Below are 12,853 nucleotides of genomic sequence, written 5' to 3'. Positions count from 1 at the left end.
GAATGACTCATGAGGCGGGGCTTCGCGCTGTCGTTGTGCGCACTGTCGGTCACGGTCGGTGCGGTCGCGAGTGCGGATGGTGACGTCCGTCCACTGTTGATCGCCAGGTCGCGGACGGGGACGCGCGGAGAGGCGCGGACGGTCTCCGCCGCCCATCCCGCCTGCGCCCGCCAGCGGCGCGCAGGGGCCCCGGGCGGGGCCGCGCGGACGACCCGGGGGGCTCGGGGCTCGGACGGGCAGACGCTGGGACGCAGGCGCTTCGACGCGATGGAGGGCGACCTGCGGCGCAGGCTGATCGCGCGGTTCGGGACGTCCGACGTCGCGGCCATCGACCGGTCGGCGCGGCGCGCGGGGCCGCTGCGCGTGCCCGTGCGGGTCCACGTGCTCACGAACGGCTCTGAGGGCGCTCTGACGAACGCGGAGGTCCAGGGGCAGGTGGACGCGCTCAACAACGCCTACGGCGGACGCTTCGGCGGCGCCGACACGGCGATCGTGTTCCGGCTGGCCGGAATCGACCGGACGAGCGAACCGGACTGGTTCAACGCCCCGCAGCAGTTCGAGGTGCCGTTCAAGCGCGCCCTGCGCCGCGGCGGGCCCGGCACGCTGAACCTGTACACGGCCGCCGTCGGCTCGGACGTCCTCGGGTTCTCCACGTTCCCGCAGGCGTACCGGAAGAAGCCGGTGATCGACGGCGTGGTGATCGACTACCGGGCCATCCCGGGCGGCGCGTTCCAGCACTACGACCGGGGGTTCACGGCCGTCCACGAGATCGGGCACTGGCTGGGGCTCTACCACACGTTCGAGAACGGCTGCCGGCCGCCCGGCGACGCCGTCGACGACACCCCGTACGAGGCCGCCGCCGCCGAGGCGTGCCCCGTGAGGAAGGACACCTGTCCCCAGCCCGGGGACGATCCGATCCACAACTTCATGGACTACGCCTGGGACGACTGCATGCGGGAGTTCACCGCAGGTCAGGGGCGTCGTGTGCGGGTCGTGTGGGCGGTCTACCGGGCGGGCCGGACGGGGGCCGGTCGGGGACATGCGGCGCGATCTGTCGGTAGGGATCGGTAGCCTTCGATGACCGTGAGCACCTTCGCCGCATCGAGCATGCCCCCAGCGTTCCCCGAACGGGCCGCGTGGGGGACCGCGTCGTCCCTTCGCGCCTGGCAGCAGCAGGCCCTCGAGGTCTACTTCGGCCCGGACGGAACGCAGCCCGGTCCGCGAGACTTCCTGACCGTCGCGACCCCGGGCGCGGGCAAGACGACCTTCGCCCTCCGCCTGGCCCGCGAGCTGCTGGACCGGCGCCAGATCCAGGCCATCACGATCATCTGCCCGACCGAGCACCTGAAGCGGCAGTGGGCCGAGTCCGCCGCCCGGGTCGGCATCAAGATCGATCCCGAGTTCCAGAACGGGCAGGGCGCGGTCGGCCGCGAGTTCCACGGCATCGCCGTGACCTACGCGACCGTCGCGGCGCGCCCGGCGCTGCACCGCAACCGCACCGAGATGAAGAAGACCCTGATCATCTTCGACGAGGTGCACCACGCGGGCGACGGCCTGTCCTGGGGCGACGCGGCGCGCGAGGCGTTCGAGCCCGCGACGCGGCGGCTGTCCCTGTCCGGCACGCCGTTCCGCACCGACATCAACCCGATCCCGTTCGTCCAGTACGAGGAGGGCCCGGACGGCATCCGCCGCAGCCGCGCCGACTACACCTACGGCTACGGCCCGGCGCTCGCCGACGGCGTCGTCCGGCCGGTGATCTTCCTGGCGTACTCGGGCGAGATGCGCTGGCGCACCCGGGCCGGCGACGAGCTCGCCGCCAAACTCGGCGAGCCCCTCACGCAGGACCAGATGTCCCAGGCGTGGCGCGCGGCGCTCGACCCCAAGGGCGACTGGATGAAGCACGTCCTGGCGTCCGCCGACAAGCGGCTGACCGAGCTGCGCCGCGCCATCCCGGACGCGGGCGGCCTGGTCATCGCGACCGACCACGAGGCGGCCCGCGCGTACGCCAGGACGCTGCGCGAGGTGTCCGGGCAGGGCGCGACGATCGTCCTGTCGGACGACCCGACCGCGTCCAAGAAGATCAAGGCGTTCGCCGACACCGAGGACCGCTGGATGGTCGCGGTCCGCATGGTGTCCGAGGGCGTCGACATCCCGCGCCTGGCCGTCGGCGTGTACGCGACCTCGACCAGCACGCCGCTGTTCTTCGCCCAGGCCATCGGACGCTTCGTCCGCGCCCGCAAGCGCGGCGAGACGGCGTCGGTGTTCCTGCCGTCGGTGCCGACGCTGATGGGGCACGCGGCCGAGATGGAGACCGAGCGCGACCACGTCCTCGACCGTCCCGTCCGCGAGGACGGCCTGGACGACGACCTGCTCGCCGAGGCCAACCGCGAGCGCAACACCCCGGACGCCGTCGGCGACGAGCTGCCGTTCGAGACGGTCGAGGCGTCCGCGACGTTCGACCGCGTCCTGTACGACGGCGGCGAGTTCGGCATGCAGGCGCTGCCCGGCTCCGCCGAGGAGGAGGAGTTCCTCGGCATCCCCGGCCTGCTCGAGCCCGAGCAGGTCACCCAGCTGCTGCGCAAGCGGCAGGCCGACCAGATCAAGAACGAGCGGAGCCGCAAGACCGGCGACCCGCGCGCCGACCGCACCGCCGCCGAGGACCTGCACGCCCTCCGCAAGGAGCTGAACGGCCTGGTCGGCGCCTGGAGCCACCGCACCGGCCAGCCGCACGGCGTGATCCACTCCGAGCTGCGCCGCACCTGCGGCGGCCCGGTGCTCGCCCAGGCGAGCGGCGACGACATCCGCAAGCGCATCGACAAGATCCGCGACTGGGCCGCCCGCCGCCGCAGCTGACCGTGCCCCGCCGGCCGAGCCCGTTCAGGGGCGGACGGCGGCGGTGACGAGGGCGACGAGGTCGGCGGCGGGGGCGACGACCGGCAGGACGAGGACGTGCTCGTCCGGGGCCGGGCGCTCGAGCACCCGGAACTGGCCGTCGAGCATGCCCGGCCGGAAGAAGTGGTCGCCCCGCTGGGCCATCCGGCGGGCGATGAGGACGCTGTCGCCGTCCAGGAAGACCGGGAGCACCTCGGGGCGGGCCTCGGTCAGCAGCGTCCGGTAGGAGCGTTTCAGGGCCGAGCAGGTCACCACGGCCGGACGGCCCTCCGCGCGGTGGTCGTCGATCCAGGCGGCGATCGTGCTCAGCCAGGGGGCCCGGTCGTCGTCGGTGAGGGGGATCCCGGCGCTCATCTTGGCGACGTTGGCCGCCGGGTGGAACTGGTCGGCGTCGGCGAAGTCCCAGCCGAGCCGCTCGCCGAGCAGCCGCCCGACCGTCGTCTTGCCGCTGCCCGCCACACCCATGACCAGCACGATCGGGGTGGCGGGCAGGGGACGTCCCCAGGCGGCGCGCGCTTCGTCCGGGCTCACCGGCGCAGCACGGGATCCCCGCTCAGGGCGACGCCCGCCGAGCGCAGCTCGGCCAGCGCGCGGTCGGTGGTGTCCTTGGCGACGGCGGCGGTGAGGTCGAGCAGGACGCGGGTGCGCAGCCCCTCCCGGACGGCGTCCAGCGCGGTCGCCCGGACGCAGTGGTCGGTCGCGATGCCCACCACGTCCACCTCGTCCACGCCGCGCTCGCGCAGCCAGGCGCCGAGCAGCTCGGAGTCGTCGTTGAGGCCCTCGAAGCCGCTGTAGGCGGCGGCCTCGCGGCCCTTGCTGAACACCGTCTCGATCGGCGCGAGGTCGAGCGCCTCGTGGAAGTCGGCGCCGGCCGTGCCGATCACGCCGTGCGGCGGCCAGGTGTTCACGAAGTCGGGTGCGTCGGAGAAGTGCGCCCCCGGGTCCATGTGGAAGTCGCGCGTCGCGACGACGTGCGCGTACTCGCCCTCCTTCCCCTTCTTCGCCACGTGCCTGGAGATCGCCGCCGCGACGTCCGCTCCGCCGCTGACGGGCACGGAGCCGCCCTCGCAGAAGTCGTTCTGCACGTCGATGATGAGCAGTGCCTTGGTCATGATCGCTCCTCGCTGTCCGTCCCTTTCGGGGTGTAGCTACCCAGTCACCCGGCGCGGACCGCCGTCGACGAACTCGGTCGGGAGGGCGGGCTCGCCGCGGGAGAGCTGGAGGGCGGTCGGGGGGAGCTCGGCGACGGCCGCGGCGTGGCGGTCGCGGGCGGCGGACAGCGGCTCGCGGCCGACGACCTCGCCCTTGGCGACCAGGGGGATCTGGAGCAGCCGGTCACGGCCGCCGGGCTGCGGCTCGCCGGTCGTGACGACCTCGCGGCAGGCGATGCCGTGGCCGTCCAGGCGGCGCACCGCGGACTTGCGGCCGCCGCGGCTCGGCTTGCCCGTGGAGCGCTTGGAGACCGGGCGCATCGGGGCGTCCGCGCCGGGCGCGTCGGCCCGCGCGACCAGCTTGTAGACCAGCGACGCGGTCGGCGCGCCGGACCCGGTGACCAGGGACGTCCCGACGCCGTAGCCGTCCACGGGGGCGGCGGCGAGGGCGGCGATGCCGTACTCGTCCAGGTCGCCGGTGACCATGATCCGGGTACTCTTCGCGCCCAGGTCGTCCAGCTGCGCCCGGACGCGCCGGGCCATCACGCCGAGGTCGCCGCTGTCGATCCGGACCGCGCCGAGGGACGGCCCGGCCAGCTCCACGGCCGTCCGGACGGCCCGCTCGACGTCGTAGGTGTCCACGAGCAGGGTCGTGCCGTCGCCGAGCGAGTCGAGCTGGGCGCGGAACGCGTGCCGCTCGCTGTCGTGCAGCAGCGTGAAGGCGTGCGCGGCGGTCCCGGCGGTCGGCACCCCGTAGCGGCGGCCCGCCTCCAGGTTGGACGTGGTCGTGAAGCCGCAGATGTACGCGGCGCGCGCGGCGGCGACGGCGGCCATCTCGTGCGTCCGCCGCGAGCCCATCTCGATCATCGGACGGCCCCCGGCGGCGGTCGCCATCCGGGACGCCGCGGACGCGATCGCGCAGTCGTGGTTGAGGATCGACAGGATCAGGGTCTCCAGCAGCACCGCCTCCGCGAACGTCCCCTCCACGGTCAGGATCGGGGAGTTCGGGAAGTAGCAGTCGCCCTCGGCGTAGCCCCGGATGTCGCCGGTGAAGTGGAAGCCGGCGAGCCACTCGGCGGTCGGCTCGTCCACCACGTCCCGCTCCCGGAGGAACGCGAGCGCGTCGGCGTCGAACCGGAACGCCTCCACCGCGTCCAGGAGCCGCCCGGTGCCCGCGACGACGCCGTAGCGGCGTCCGGCGGGCAGGCTGCGGGCGAACACCTCGAACACCGCCCGGCGCTCCGCCGTGCCCGACCGCAGCGCGGCCGTGAGCATGGTCAGCTCGTACTGGTCGGTGAGCAACGCGGTCGTGCCGGACGTACCGGTCGTGCCGAAACTTCCTTGGTCCACAGCGCAAACCCTACTGAGCGGCGTGAACGGCCTGACGGCCGGAGGCGTCCGACGGGTAATGCCCGGATGCCCGACGGATGACCGAAACGGGGGAGAACCAATGGGACACATGGGACGAATGTGGTTCGAGTGGTCCAGAGGGAGTGGAGGTGACACGGGGGCGTGTTCCCCGTACGGAGGTCACACGAACTAGCATTCGTGGAGAGGGGCGGCCATCTGGACCGGGGGAGAGGAAGACGGCGAGCCATGAGCAGTGCACCCGCACCGGTCGAACTCGACCGGCCGGACATCGCCGAGGAAGTGGCCTCGGACCGGCCCTGGCTGGCGATCGTGTGGAACGACCCGATCAACCTCATGTCCTACGTGACGTACGTGTTCCAGGCCGTCTTCGGTTATCCGAAGGTCAAGGCCGAGAAACTGATGATGGACGTCCACCACAAGGGCCGCGCGGTGGTCGCGAGCGGCACCCGTGAGGAGATGGAGCGGGACGTGGAGATCCTGCACTCCTACGGCCTGTGGGCGACCGTGAGACGGGACGACTGATGAAGGTACGCAAGGGACGGGGCGGCGCCGTCCGGATCCGGTTCGAGCCGGAGGAGGCCGCGCTCGTCCGGACGCTGATGGAGCAGATGCTCGACCTGCTGGGCGATCCGCCCGGCGCGGACGACGAGCTGGCCGCCGTCGGGATCACCGACCGGGCCACCACGCCCGAGGACCCGGTCCTGGCCAGGCTGTTCCCGGACGCCTACCGCGACGACGGCGAGGCCGCCGGGGAGTTCCGCCGCTACACCGAGATGGGCCTGCGGGACGGCAAGCGCGAGGCCGCCGGGATCGTCCTGGCCACCCTCGCGGACGCCTTCGGCACGTCCGGGGCGGGCCGCGGGTCCGGGCCGCTCACGGGGATCGAGGGCGGGTCCCCGGCGGACGTTGAGCTGACCGCCGAGCACGCGCAGGCGTGGCTGCGGGCGCTGAACGACGTCCGGCTGGCGCTCGGCACGCGGCTCGACATCTCCGAGGAGTGGTACGAGGAGGCCGAACGCCTCGACCCGTCCGATCCGCGGATGGCGATGTACGCCGCCTACGACTGGCTCACGATGCTTCAGGAAAGCCTCGTCCAGGCCGTCATGTAGGGCTATTTTGGCGAGGTAGGGCGAGCTCGACGGCGGACCCGGTTCCTCCTTCCCGGCACACCGCCGCCCCGACCCCCGGGAGGCGTGACCATGTCCACGCTGGGAGACGACGGCCTGCCGCTGCCCGTACCCGGTCCGGACGCGGAGGACGCCGCCGGGACCGCGGACGCGGCCGTGGCGGTCGGCGAGATGCGGTTCGGCGACCACCTCGCGCTCACCTTCACCGGTGACGAGGAGCGGTACGCGGTGCTCGCCGCCTACGTCCGGGACGGCCTGCGCCGCGACCACAAGATCGTCTACCTGGCCGACCAGGAGGACGCGGACGCCGTCCTTTCCCGCCTCGCCGCCGCCCCCGCCTTCGCCGAGGCGGGCGTGGACGTGCGCGAGGCCGCCGCGGACGGGCGGCTGGCGCCGCGTCCGGTGATCGAGGCGTTCATGGCATCCGGGCGGTTCGACCCGGACGGGACCGTCGAGCTGCTCGGCGCGGAGATCGAACTGGCCCTCGTCCAGGGGTACCGGGGCGTCCGGATCACGGGCGAGACCTCGTTCTCGCTGCGCGGCTGGCCCGGCACCGAGCGGTTCCGCGAGTTCGAGCACGAGTGCCGGCGGGCGTTCCGCGCGCCCGGCTCCCGCGCGATGGCGATCTGCCAGTACGACCGCCGCTGGTTCGGCGACGAGCAGCTGAGACTGCTGCTGGCCTGCCACGACGGCCTCGTCCGGGTGGACGACCTGCACGACGACGGCGTCCTGCGGATCACCCCGACCTTCACCCCGCCCGGCCTGGCCCTGGCCGGCGCGGTCGACGCGTCCACGCTGCCCGCCCTGCGGGCGGCCCTGGCCGTCGCCGGCCGCCGCGACGGCCACCTCTGCCTGGACCTGTCCGGCCTGGCGTTCTGCGACACCGAGGGGCTGCGCGCGATGCTCGAGACCCGCACGTCGGGCGGCGGCCTGGACCGCCAGGTCGTCCTCCGGTCCGTCCCCGGCTACCTGGCCCTGATGCTCCGCATCGCCGGCTGGGACCGGCTTCCCGGCGTCTTCGTGGAGGAGGCCGCGACATGACCGGCGGCGTGCCCACCCCGGCTCCCGCCCCGCGGCACAACGACCCCGACCGCCATCGCGCCGGCGCCGACCGTCCTCCCATGGACGACGACCCAGACCGGCGCCCCGCGGGCGACGACTTCGGCCGTCGTCCGTCCCGCGGCCGCCTCCGGCACCGCGCGTTGCTCTACGCCTCGGACGACGAGTTCCGCGAGGCGGCCATCGCCTACCTCGCCGAAGGCGCCGCGGCTGGAGACGTCCTGGTCGCGATCCTCCCCGAGGCGCGCCGCCGCCTCCTGCTCGCCCCCGCCGCCGCCGGGCTCGGGAAGATCGAGTTCCTGGACGCCTCGGACTGGTACAGCGGCCCGGCCAAGACCATCGCGTCCTTCCACGAGCGGGGACGCACCGACTGGTGGGGCCGCGGGCGGCTGCGCGTCCTCACCGAGCCGCCCTGGGACGGCCGGAGCCCGCTGGAGATCGTCGAGTGGCAGCGGCACGAGTCGGTGCTGAACGTCGCCTTCGCGGCGACTCCGACCCTGCTGACCTGCGCCTACGACATCCGGACCGTCCCTGGGGACGTCCTGGCCGGGGTCGGCCGCACCCACCCCGCCTTCGCGGACGCGGCGGGCGAGTGGCCCAGCCCGTCCTACACCGACCCGGCCGCCTTCTACGCCGAGTGCAACCGGAGCCCGCTCGGCCCGCCGCCCAGGGCCGCCGAGCACCGCCGCTTCACCACCGGGCAGCTCCCGGACGTCCGGCGCTTCCTGTCCGGGCGGGCGGAGCGCTACGGCCTGCCGTCCGACCGCCGCCTGCCGTTCCTGCTGGCCGCCAACGAGGTCGCGACCGCCGTCATCCGCCACGGCGGCGGCCAGGGCGACCTGTGGGTCTGGGCGACCGCCGACGAACTGGTCTGCGAGCTCACCGACCCCGCCGCCCGCGTCGAGGACCGCTTCCTCGGCCACATCCCGCCCCGCCTGGACCGTCCGACCGAGGCCGCCATGTGGGCCGTCCGCTGCCTGTGCCACATCGTCGAGATCCGCTCCGACGCCCGGGCGGGCACGCGGATCCGGCTGCACGTCCGCCTCGACGTCCCTGGTGGGACCCTCACCGGCCAGGGGTGACGCGGGTCGGAGGGACGGTCGCCGGGTAGCCTTCGGCGCATGTTGACGATCGAGCGTGCCCTGGTTGACAAGATCGTCGCGCACGCGCGCGCGGACCACCCGGACGAGGCGTGCGGCGTGGTCGCCGGCCCCGCCGGGTCGGACCGTCCGGCCAGGTTCGTCGCCATGACCAACGCCGAGCGCTCGCCGACGTTCTACCGCTTCGACTCGATGGAGCAGCTCAAGGTGTGGCGGGAGATGGACGACCGGGACGAGGAGCCCGTCGTGATCTACCACTCCCACACCGCCACCGAGGCCTACCCCTCGCGCACCGACGTGTCCTACGCGTCCGAGCCGAACGCCCACTACGTGCTGGTGTCCACCCGGGACGCCGACGAGGTGGAGTTCCGGTCGTACCGCATCGTGGACGGCGAGGTGACCGAGGAGGAGGTCACCGTGGTGGAGGGCTCCCACGCTTCGGAGAGCCACTAGGTCCCGGAAGCTACCGACAGGTAAAATGAGCGCTATGTGGACGACGAGCGTGCCCCGCCCCGGGGACGGCGCGGTGCCTCCTGTGCAGAGTTTTCTGTTCGGGCACTCGCGCGCCGAGGTCGTCTACGACTGTCCGTCCTCGCGACTCCTCCCGTAAGACCCAGCGCCCCGTCCGGCCCTCCCGCCGGTGACGGGGTCCGCCGAGCATGACAAAAGGAGACTTTCGCGATGGCGATCGAGGTTCGGATTCCCACCATCCTGCGCAACCTCACGGACGGCTCGAAGGCCGTCGAGGGCAAGGGCGGCACGCTCGACGAGCTGTTCAGCGACCTGGACACCCGTCACCCCGGCCTGCGGGCCAAGCTCGTCAAGGACGGCAAGCTGCTCAAGTTCGTCAACGTCTACCTGAACGACGAGGACGTCCGCTTCCTCGGCGGGCTCGGCACCGAGCTCACCGACGGCGACAGCGTCACGATCCTGCCGGCCGTCGCCGGCGGCTGACCGAAGCGTCCGTGCCATGCGCTTCGACTCGCTGCTCGACTCGCTGGGGCACACGCCGCTCGTCGGCCTGCCCCGCCTGTCCCCGTCCCCGGACGTCCGCCTCTGGGCGAAACTCGAGGACCGCAACCCGACCGGCTCGGTCAAGGACCGTCCCGCCCTCTGGATGATCGACCAGGCGGAGAAGGACGGCCTGCTCACGCCGGGTTGCACCATCCTCGAACCGACGTCCGGCAACACCGGCATCTCGCTCGCCATGGCCGCGCGGCTGCGCGGCTACCGGATCATCTGCGTGATGCCGGAGAACACCTCTGAGGAGCGCCGCCAGATCCTGCGGATGTGGGGCGCGGAGATCATCGCGTCCCCGGCCGCCGGGGGCTCCAACGAGGCCGTCCGCGTGGCGAAGGGCCTCGCCGCCGAGCATCCCGACTGGGTCATGCTCTACCAGTACGGCAACGAGGCCAACGCCCGCGCCCACTACGAGACGACGGGCCCGGAGATCCTCGCCGACCTGCCGTCGGTGACCCACTTCGTCGCGGGTCTCGGCACCACCGGCACCCTCATGGGCGTCGGCCGTTACCTGCGTGAGCGCGTCCCGGACATCAAGATCGTCGCTGCCGAGCCCCGGTACGGCGAGCTGGTCTACGGCCTGCGCAACATCGACGAGGGCTTCGTGCCCGAGTTGTACGACGAGTCGGTTCTGACCACCCGCTTCTCGGTCGGCGCGTCGGACGCCCTGCGCCGCACCCGGGAGCTGCTCGGCCAGGAGGGCATCTTCGCCGGCCTGTCCACCGGGGGCGCCCTGCACGCCGCCCTGGGGATGGCCCGCAAGGCGGTCAAGGCCGGCGAGCGGGCCGACATCGTCTTCATCGTCGCCGACGGAGGCTGGAAGTACCTCTCCACCGGCGCCTACGAGGGCACCCTGGAAGAGGCCGAAACCCGCCTGGAGGGGCAACTCTGGGCCTAGGCCGTGTCTAGGCCGCGATCCGTGGCGTTTCCCCGGAAGGCCGGACAAGGGCGGCGTCCCGCCCCGGCCGAAGTGGGATTCTCCGAGGTCGGAAGTGGAGTTCGGGCGGACGACGCGCCGTCCGAACTCCATACTTCTGTGTGTGCGGACGGGCCGGACGCGACCGGCGCGTCCGGGGCGTCGGGCCTGGTCCGGACGGGGTGCGTCCGCGCCGGGCGGGGCGGACCGGGACGGCCGGGCGCGGGCGGTTCCCGGAGGGCGGGCGCACGGCCCCCGACCTGGGTCTGTACCCTCGTTCTCGAACGTGGTTCTAGAAGGCCCCCCGGGAGGACGCGGATGAGCAGGTTCGGCGACGCGACGGCGGTCGAACGGCTCGCCGAGGACCGGTACCGGGCCGAACTGGACGAGGGCTTCGGAATCGCCCAGGCGATCAACGGCGGCTACCTGATGGCCGTGCTCGGCCGCGCCGCCGTCGAGGCGTCCTCGCACGCCCACCCCGTCTCCACCGCCGCGTCCTTCCTGCGCGTGGCGAAGCCAGGCCCGGCCGAGATCATCGTGGAACGCCGCAAGGGCGGCCGGACGACCGAGATGTCCCGCGTCACCCTCGTCCAGGACGACGCCCCGATCGTGGACGCCCTGATCACCACCGCCACCCTCGACCCCGCCGCCGAGCCCGCCTGGACGGGTGACCGGCCCGTCCCGGCCCTGCCGCCACTCGAGTCCTGCACAGGCATGGACCAGCCTCCGAAGGGCGTCACCCCGAAGAACCGGCCCGCCGGCGGCGCGGACGGGGAACGCGCCGACCGGGGCTTCGTCGACCGCGTGGACATGCGCTTCGACCCGTCCACGATGGGCTGGCTGGACGGCCGTCCCAGCGGACGCCTCGAGGGCCGCGCCTGGTTCCGGCTGCGCTGCGGCTACGAGCCCGACGCGTTCTCCCTGGCCCTGGCCGTGGACGCCCTCCCGCCCGTCGCCCTCAACGTGGACGCCAAGGGCTGGTCCCCGACCGTGGAACTGACCTGGCACCTCCGCGCCGTCCCGGCGCCGGGCTGGCTGGCCGTCCTCGGTTCGGGCCGCCTCTCGGCCGGCGGCTGGTTCGACGAGGAGGTCGAGATCTGGGACTCGGCCGGACGCCTGGTCGCCCAGTCCCGCCAGCTCGCCCGCACCGGCCGCGCCTGACCGGCGGACCCCGTCGGCGGGCGCCGTCCCGGCGGCCGGGCGGGCCTTCTCCGCCCCCGTGTCCGGAGGCGCCGAATGTGACGCGGCGGACGCTGTGATGTCGGCCGCAAGACGACCGTGTCACGGCCTGGAGCGCTTAGCCTTGGGGACCATGTCAGACGCGCCCATCGGGATCTTCGACAGCGGCTTCGGCGGTCTCACGGTGGCCCGCGCCATCCTGGACCAGCTGCCGAACGAGCCGGTCCTCTACCTCGGGGACTCGGCGCGTCAGCCGTACGGCGAGCGCCCCGTCGCCGAGGTCCGCGCGTTCGCGCTGGAGATGCTGGACCGGCTGGTGGACGAGGGCGTCAAGGTGCTGGTGATCGCGTGCAACAGCGCGTCCGCCGCGATGCTCGCCGACGCCCGCGAGCGCTACGACGTGCCGGTGGTCGAGGTGATCCGCCCGGCCGTCCGGCGCGCGGCGGCCGCCACCCGCACCGGACGCGTCGGACTCATCGCCACCCGCGCCACGGTGACGAGCCGCGCCTACGAGGACGCGTTCGCCGCCGCCCCGCACATCGACCTCGTCAGCGCCGCGTGCCCCCGGTTCGTCCCGCTGGTGGAGGCCGGGGTGACGATGGGTGACGAGGTCCTCACCGTCGCCCGCGAGTACCTCCAGCCCATCGTGGACGCGGGATGCGACTCCCTCATCCTGGGTTGCACGCATTATCCGCTCCTGGCCGGCGTCATCTCGTATGTGGTCGGAGACGGGGTCACACTGGTCTCAAGCGCCGACGAGACCGCCAAGGACGTGTACCGCGTGCTGCACGATCGGGGACTGGCCCGCCCAGAAGGGGCCGGGCGTCCGGAGCACCGCTTCCGGGCCACCGGCGACCCCGGCGTGTTCGCCGCGCTGGGCCGCCGCTTCCTCGGACCGGAGATCGGCGCGGTGGAGACCGTCCGGGCGGGCGAGGCGGACCTGGAAGTGATGAAGGACATGGACGCGGACATGGACGTCCTGACCCACTGAAGTTGAAGCCCCTGGAGGGGTACGAGTCCTCGGGAAGACACAAGGAG

General features: G+C 73.2%; 14 protein-coding genes. 11 read left to right on the top strand and 3 right to left on the bottom strand.

The window, feature by feature from the left end; translation table 11 throughout:
* Positions 1-9: 9 nt before the first annotated feature.
* Together AB0L06_RS21520 and AB0L06_RS21515 are read left to right on the top strand one after the other, a co-directional pair.
* Entirely contained in the window at positions 10-1,071 is a 1,062-nt protein-coding gene (locus tag AB0L06_RS21520; protein ID WP_500232823.1) for a zinc metalloprotease, read from the top strand.
* 36 nt (positions 1,072-1,107) lie between these two features.
* The gene (locus AB0L06_RS21515) at positions 1,108-2,853 is read left to right on the top strand and encodes a DEAD/DEAH box helicase (RefSeq protein ID WP_500232903.1); all 1,746 of its coding nucleotides are present in this window, start codon (positions 1,108-1,110) and stop codon (positions 2,851-2,853) included.
* A gap of 24 nt (positions 2,854-2,877) precedes the next feature.
* Here the strand turns inward: AB0L06_RS21515 and AB0L06_RS21510 are convergent, their stop codons facing one another.
* From AB0L06_RS21510 to AB0L06_RS21500, 3 genes are read right to left on the bottom strand one after another with little or no spacing between them, the layout of a single operon-like run.
* Positions 2,878-3,423 carry a gluconokinase gene (locus tag AB0L06_RS21510; protein ID WP_500232822.1) on the bottom strand — a complete coding sequence of 182 codons (546 nt, stop codon included), beginning with the start codon at positions 3,421-3,423 and terminating at the stop codon, positions 2,878-2,880.
* Positions 3,420-4,004, bottom strand: a complete 585-nt coding sequence (locus tag AB0L06_RS21505) for an isochorismatase family protein (protein WP_500232821.1) — start codon at positions 4,002-4,004, stop codon at positions 3,420-3,422. The genes AB0L06_RS21510 and AB0L06_RS21505 overlap by 4 nt, the downstream gene beginning before the upstream one ends.
* Before the next feature lie 36 nt (positions 4,005-4,040).
* Positions 4,041-5,318: a nicotinate phosphoribosyltransferase gene (locus tag AB0L06_RS21500; RefSeq protein ID WP_500232902.1), complete on the bottom strand. Its 1,278-nt coding sequence runs from the start codon at positions 5,316-5,318 to the stop codon at positions 4,041-4,043.
* Positions 5,319-5,639: 321 nt separating this feature from the next.
* Between AB0L06_RS21500 and clpS the strand changes: the two genes are divergently transcribed.
* The 9 genes from clpS to murI all read left to right on the top strand — a co-directional run bounded on the left by clpS (position 5,640) and on the right by murI (position 12,806).
* Entirely contained in the window at positions 5,640-5,936 is a 297-nt protein-coding gene (gene clpS / locus AB0L06_RS21495) for an ATP-dependent Clp protease adapter ClpS (protein ID WP_500232820.1), read from the top strand.
* On the top strand, positions 5,936-6,523 hold the full coding sequence (locus AB0L06_RS21490; protein WP_500232819.1) for a DUF2017 domain-containing protein: 588 nt from the start codon (positions 5,936-5,938) through the stop codon (positions 6,521-6,523). The genes clpS and AB0L06_RS21490 overlap by 1 nt, the downstream gene beginning before the upstream one ends.
* Before the next feature lie 90 nt (positions 6,524-6,613).
* Entirely contained in the window at positions 6,614-7,582 is a 969-nt protein-coding gene (locus tag AB0L06_RS21485; RefSeq protein ID WP_500232818.1) for an MEDS domain-containing protein, read from the top strand.
* On the top strand, positions 7,579-8,682 hold the full coding sequence (locus AB0L06_RS21480; RefSeq protein WP_500232817.1) for an anti-sigma factor RsbA family regulatory protein: 1,104 nt from the start codon (positions 7,579-7,581) through the stop codon (positions 8,680-8,682). The genes AB0L06_RS21485 and AB0L06_RS21480 overlap by 4 nt, the downstream gene beginning before the upstream one ends.
* Before the next feature lie 39 nt (positions 8,683-8,721).
* Complete coding sequence (locus AB0L06_RS21475) at positions 8,722-9,153, top strand: M67 family metallopeptidase (protein WP_500232816.1); 432 nt, start codon at positions 8,722-8,724, stop codon at positions 9,151-9,153.
* A gap of 228 nt (positions 9,154-9,381) precedes the next feature.
* Positions 9,382-9,654 carry a MoaD/ThiS family protein gene (locus AB0L06_RS21470; protein WP_500232815.1) on the top strand — a complete coding sequence of 91 codons (273 nt, stop codon included), beginning with the start codon at positions 9,382-9,384 and terminating at the stop codon, positions 9,652-9,654.
* 16 nt (positions 9,655-9,670) lie between these two features.
* On the top strand, positions 9,671-10,618 hold the full coding sequence (locus AB0L06_RS21465; RefSeq protein ID WP_500232814.1) for a PLP-dependent cysteine synthase family protein: 948 nt from the start codon (positions 9,671-9,673) through the stop codon (positions 10,616-10,618).
* 336 nt (positions 10,619-10,954) lie between these two features.
* Positions 10,955-11,797: a thioesterase family protein gene (locus AB0L06_RS21460; RefSeq protein WP_500232813.1), complete on the top strand. Its 843-nt coding sequence runs from the start codon at positions 10,955-10,957 to the stop codon at positions 11,795-11,797.
* 151 nt (positions 11,798-11,948) lie between these two features.
* A complete protein-coding gene (murI, locus tag AB0L06_RS21455; protein WP_500232812.1) occupies positions 11,949-12,806 on the top strand; it encodes a glutamate racemase in 858 nt (285 codons plus the stop codon).
* The last annotated feature ends 47 nt before the right edge of the window (positions 12,807-12,853 follow it).

The organism is Spirillospora sp. NPDC052269 (assembly GCF_040679435.1).
Taxonomy (GTDB): Bacteria; Actinomycetota; Actinomycetes; order Streptosporangiales; family Streptosporangiaceae; genus Spirillospora.
This window is presented reverse-complemented; position numbering and strand designations above follow the sequence as displayed.

Coding starts and splice junctions, on each gene's coding strand:
- AB0L06_RS21520 (WP_500232823.1), top strand. CDS start 10: ATGAGGCGGGGCTTCGCGCTGTCGTTGTGCGCACTGTCGGTCACGGTC.
- AB0L06_RS21515 (WP_500232903.1), top strand. CDS start 1,108: ATGCCCCCAGCGTTCCCCGAACGGGCCGCGTGGGGGACCGCGTCGTCC.
- AB0L06_RS21505 (WP_500232821.1), bottom strand. CDS start 4,004: ATGACCAAGGCACTGCTCATCATCGACGTGCAGAACGACTTCTGCGAG.
- AB0L06_RS21500 (WP_500232902.1), bottom strand. CDS start 5,318: ATGCTCACGGCCGCGCTGCGGTCGGGCACGGCGGAGCGCCGGGCGGTG.
- clpS (WP_500232820.1), top strand. CDS start 5,640: ATGAGCAGTGCACCCGCACCGGTCGAACTCGACCGGCCGGACATCGCC.
- AB0L06_RS21490 (WP_500232819.1), top strand. CDS start 5,936: ATGAAGGTACGCAAGGGACGGGGCGGCGCCGTCCGGATCCGGTTCGAG.
- AB0L06_RS21485 (WP_500232818.1), top strand. CDS start 6,614: ATGTCCACGCTGGGAGACGACGGCCTGCCGCTGCCCGTACCCGGTCCG.
- AB0L06_RS21480 (WP_500232817.1), top strand. CDS start 7,579: ATGACCGGCGGCGTGCCCACCCCGGCTCCCGCCCCGCGGCACAACGAC.
- AB0L06_RS21475 (WP_500232816.1), top strand. CDS start 8,722: ATGTTGACGATCGAGCGTGCCCTGGTTGACAAGATCGTCGCGCACGCG.
- AB0L06_RS21470 (WP_500232815.1), top strand. CDS start 9,382: ATGGCGATCGAGGTTCGGATTCCCACCATCCTGCGCAACCTCACGGAC.
- AB0L06_RS21465 (WP_500232814.1), top strand. CDS start 9,671: ATGCGCTTCGACTCGCTGCTCGACTCGCTGGGGCACACGCCGCTCGTC.
- AB0L06_RS21460 (WP_500232813.1), top strand. CDS start 10,955: ATGAGCAGGTTCGGCGACGCGACGGCGGTCGAACGGCTCGCCGAGGAC.
- murI (WP_500232812.1), top strand. CDS start 11,949: ATGTCAGACGCGCCCATCGGGATCTTCGACAGCGGCTTCGGCGGTCTC.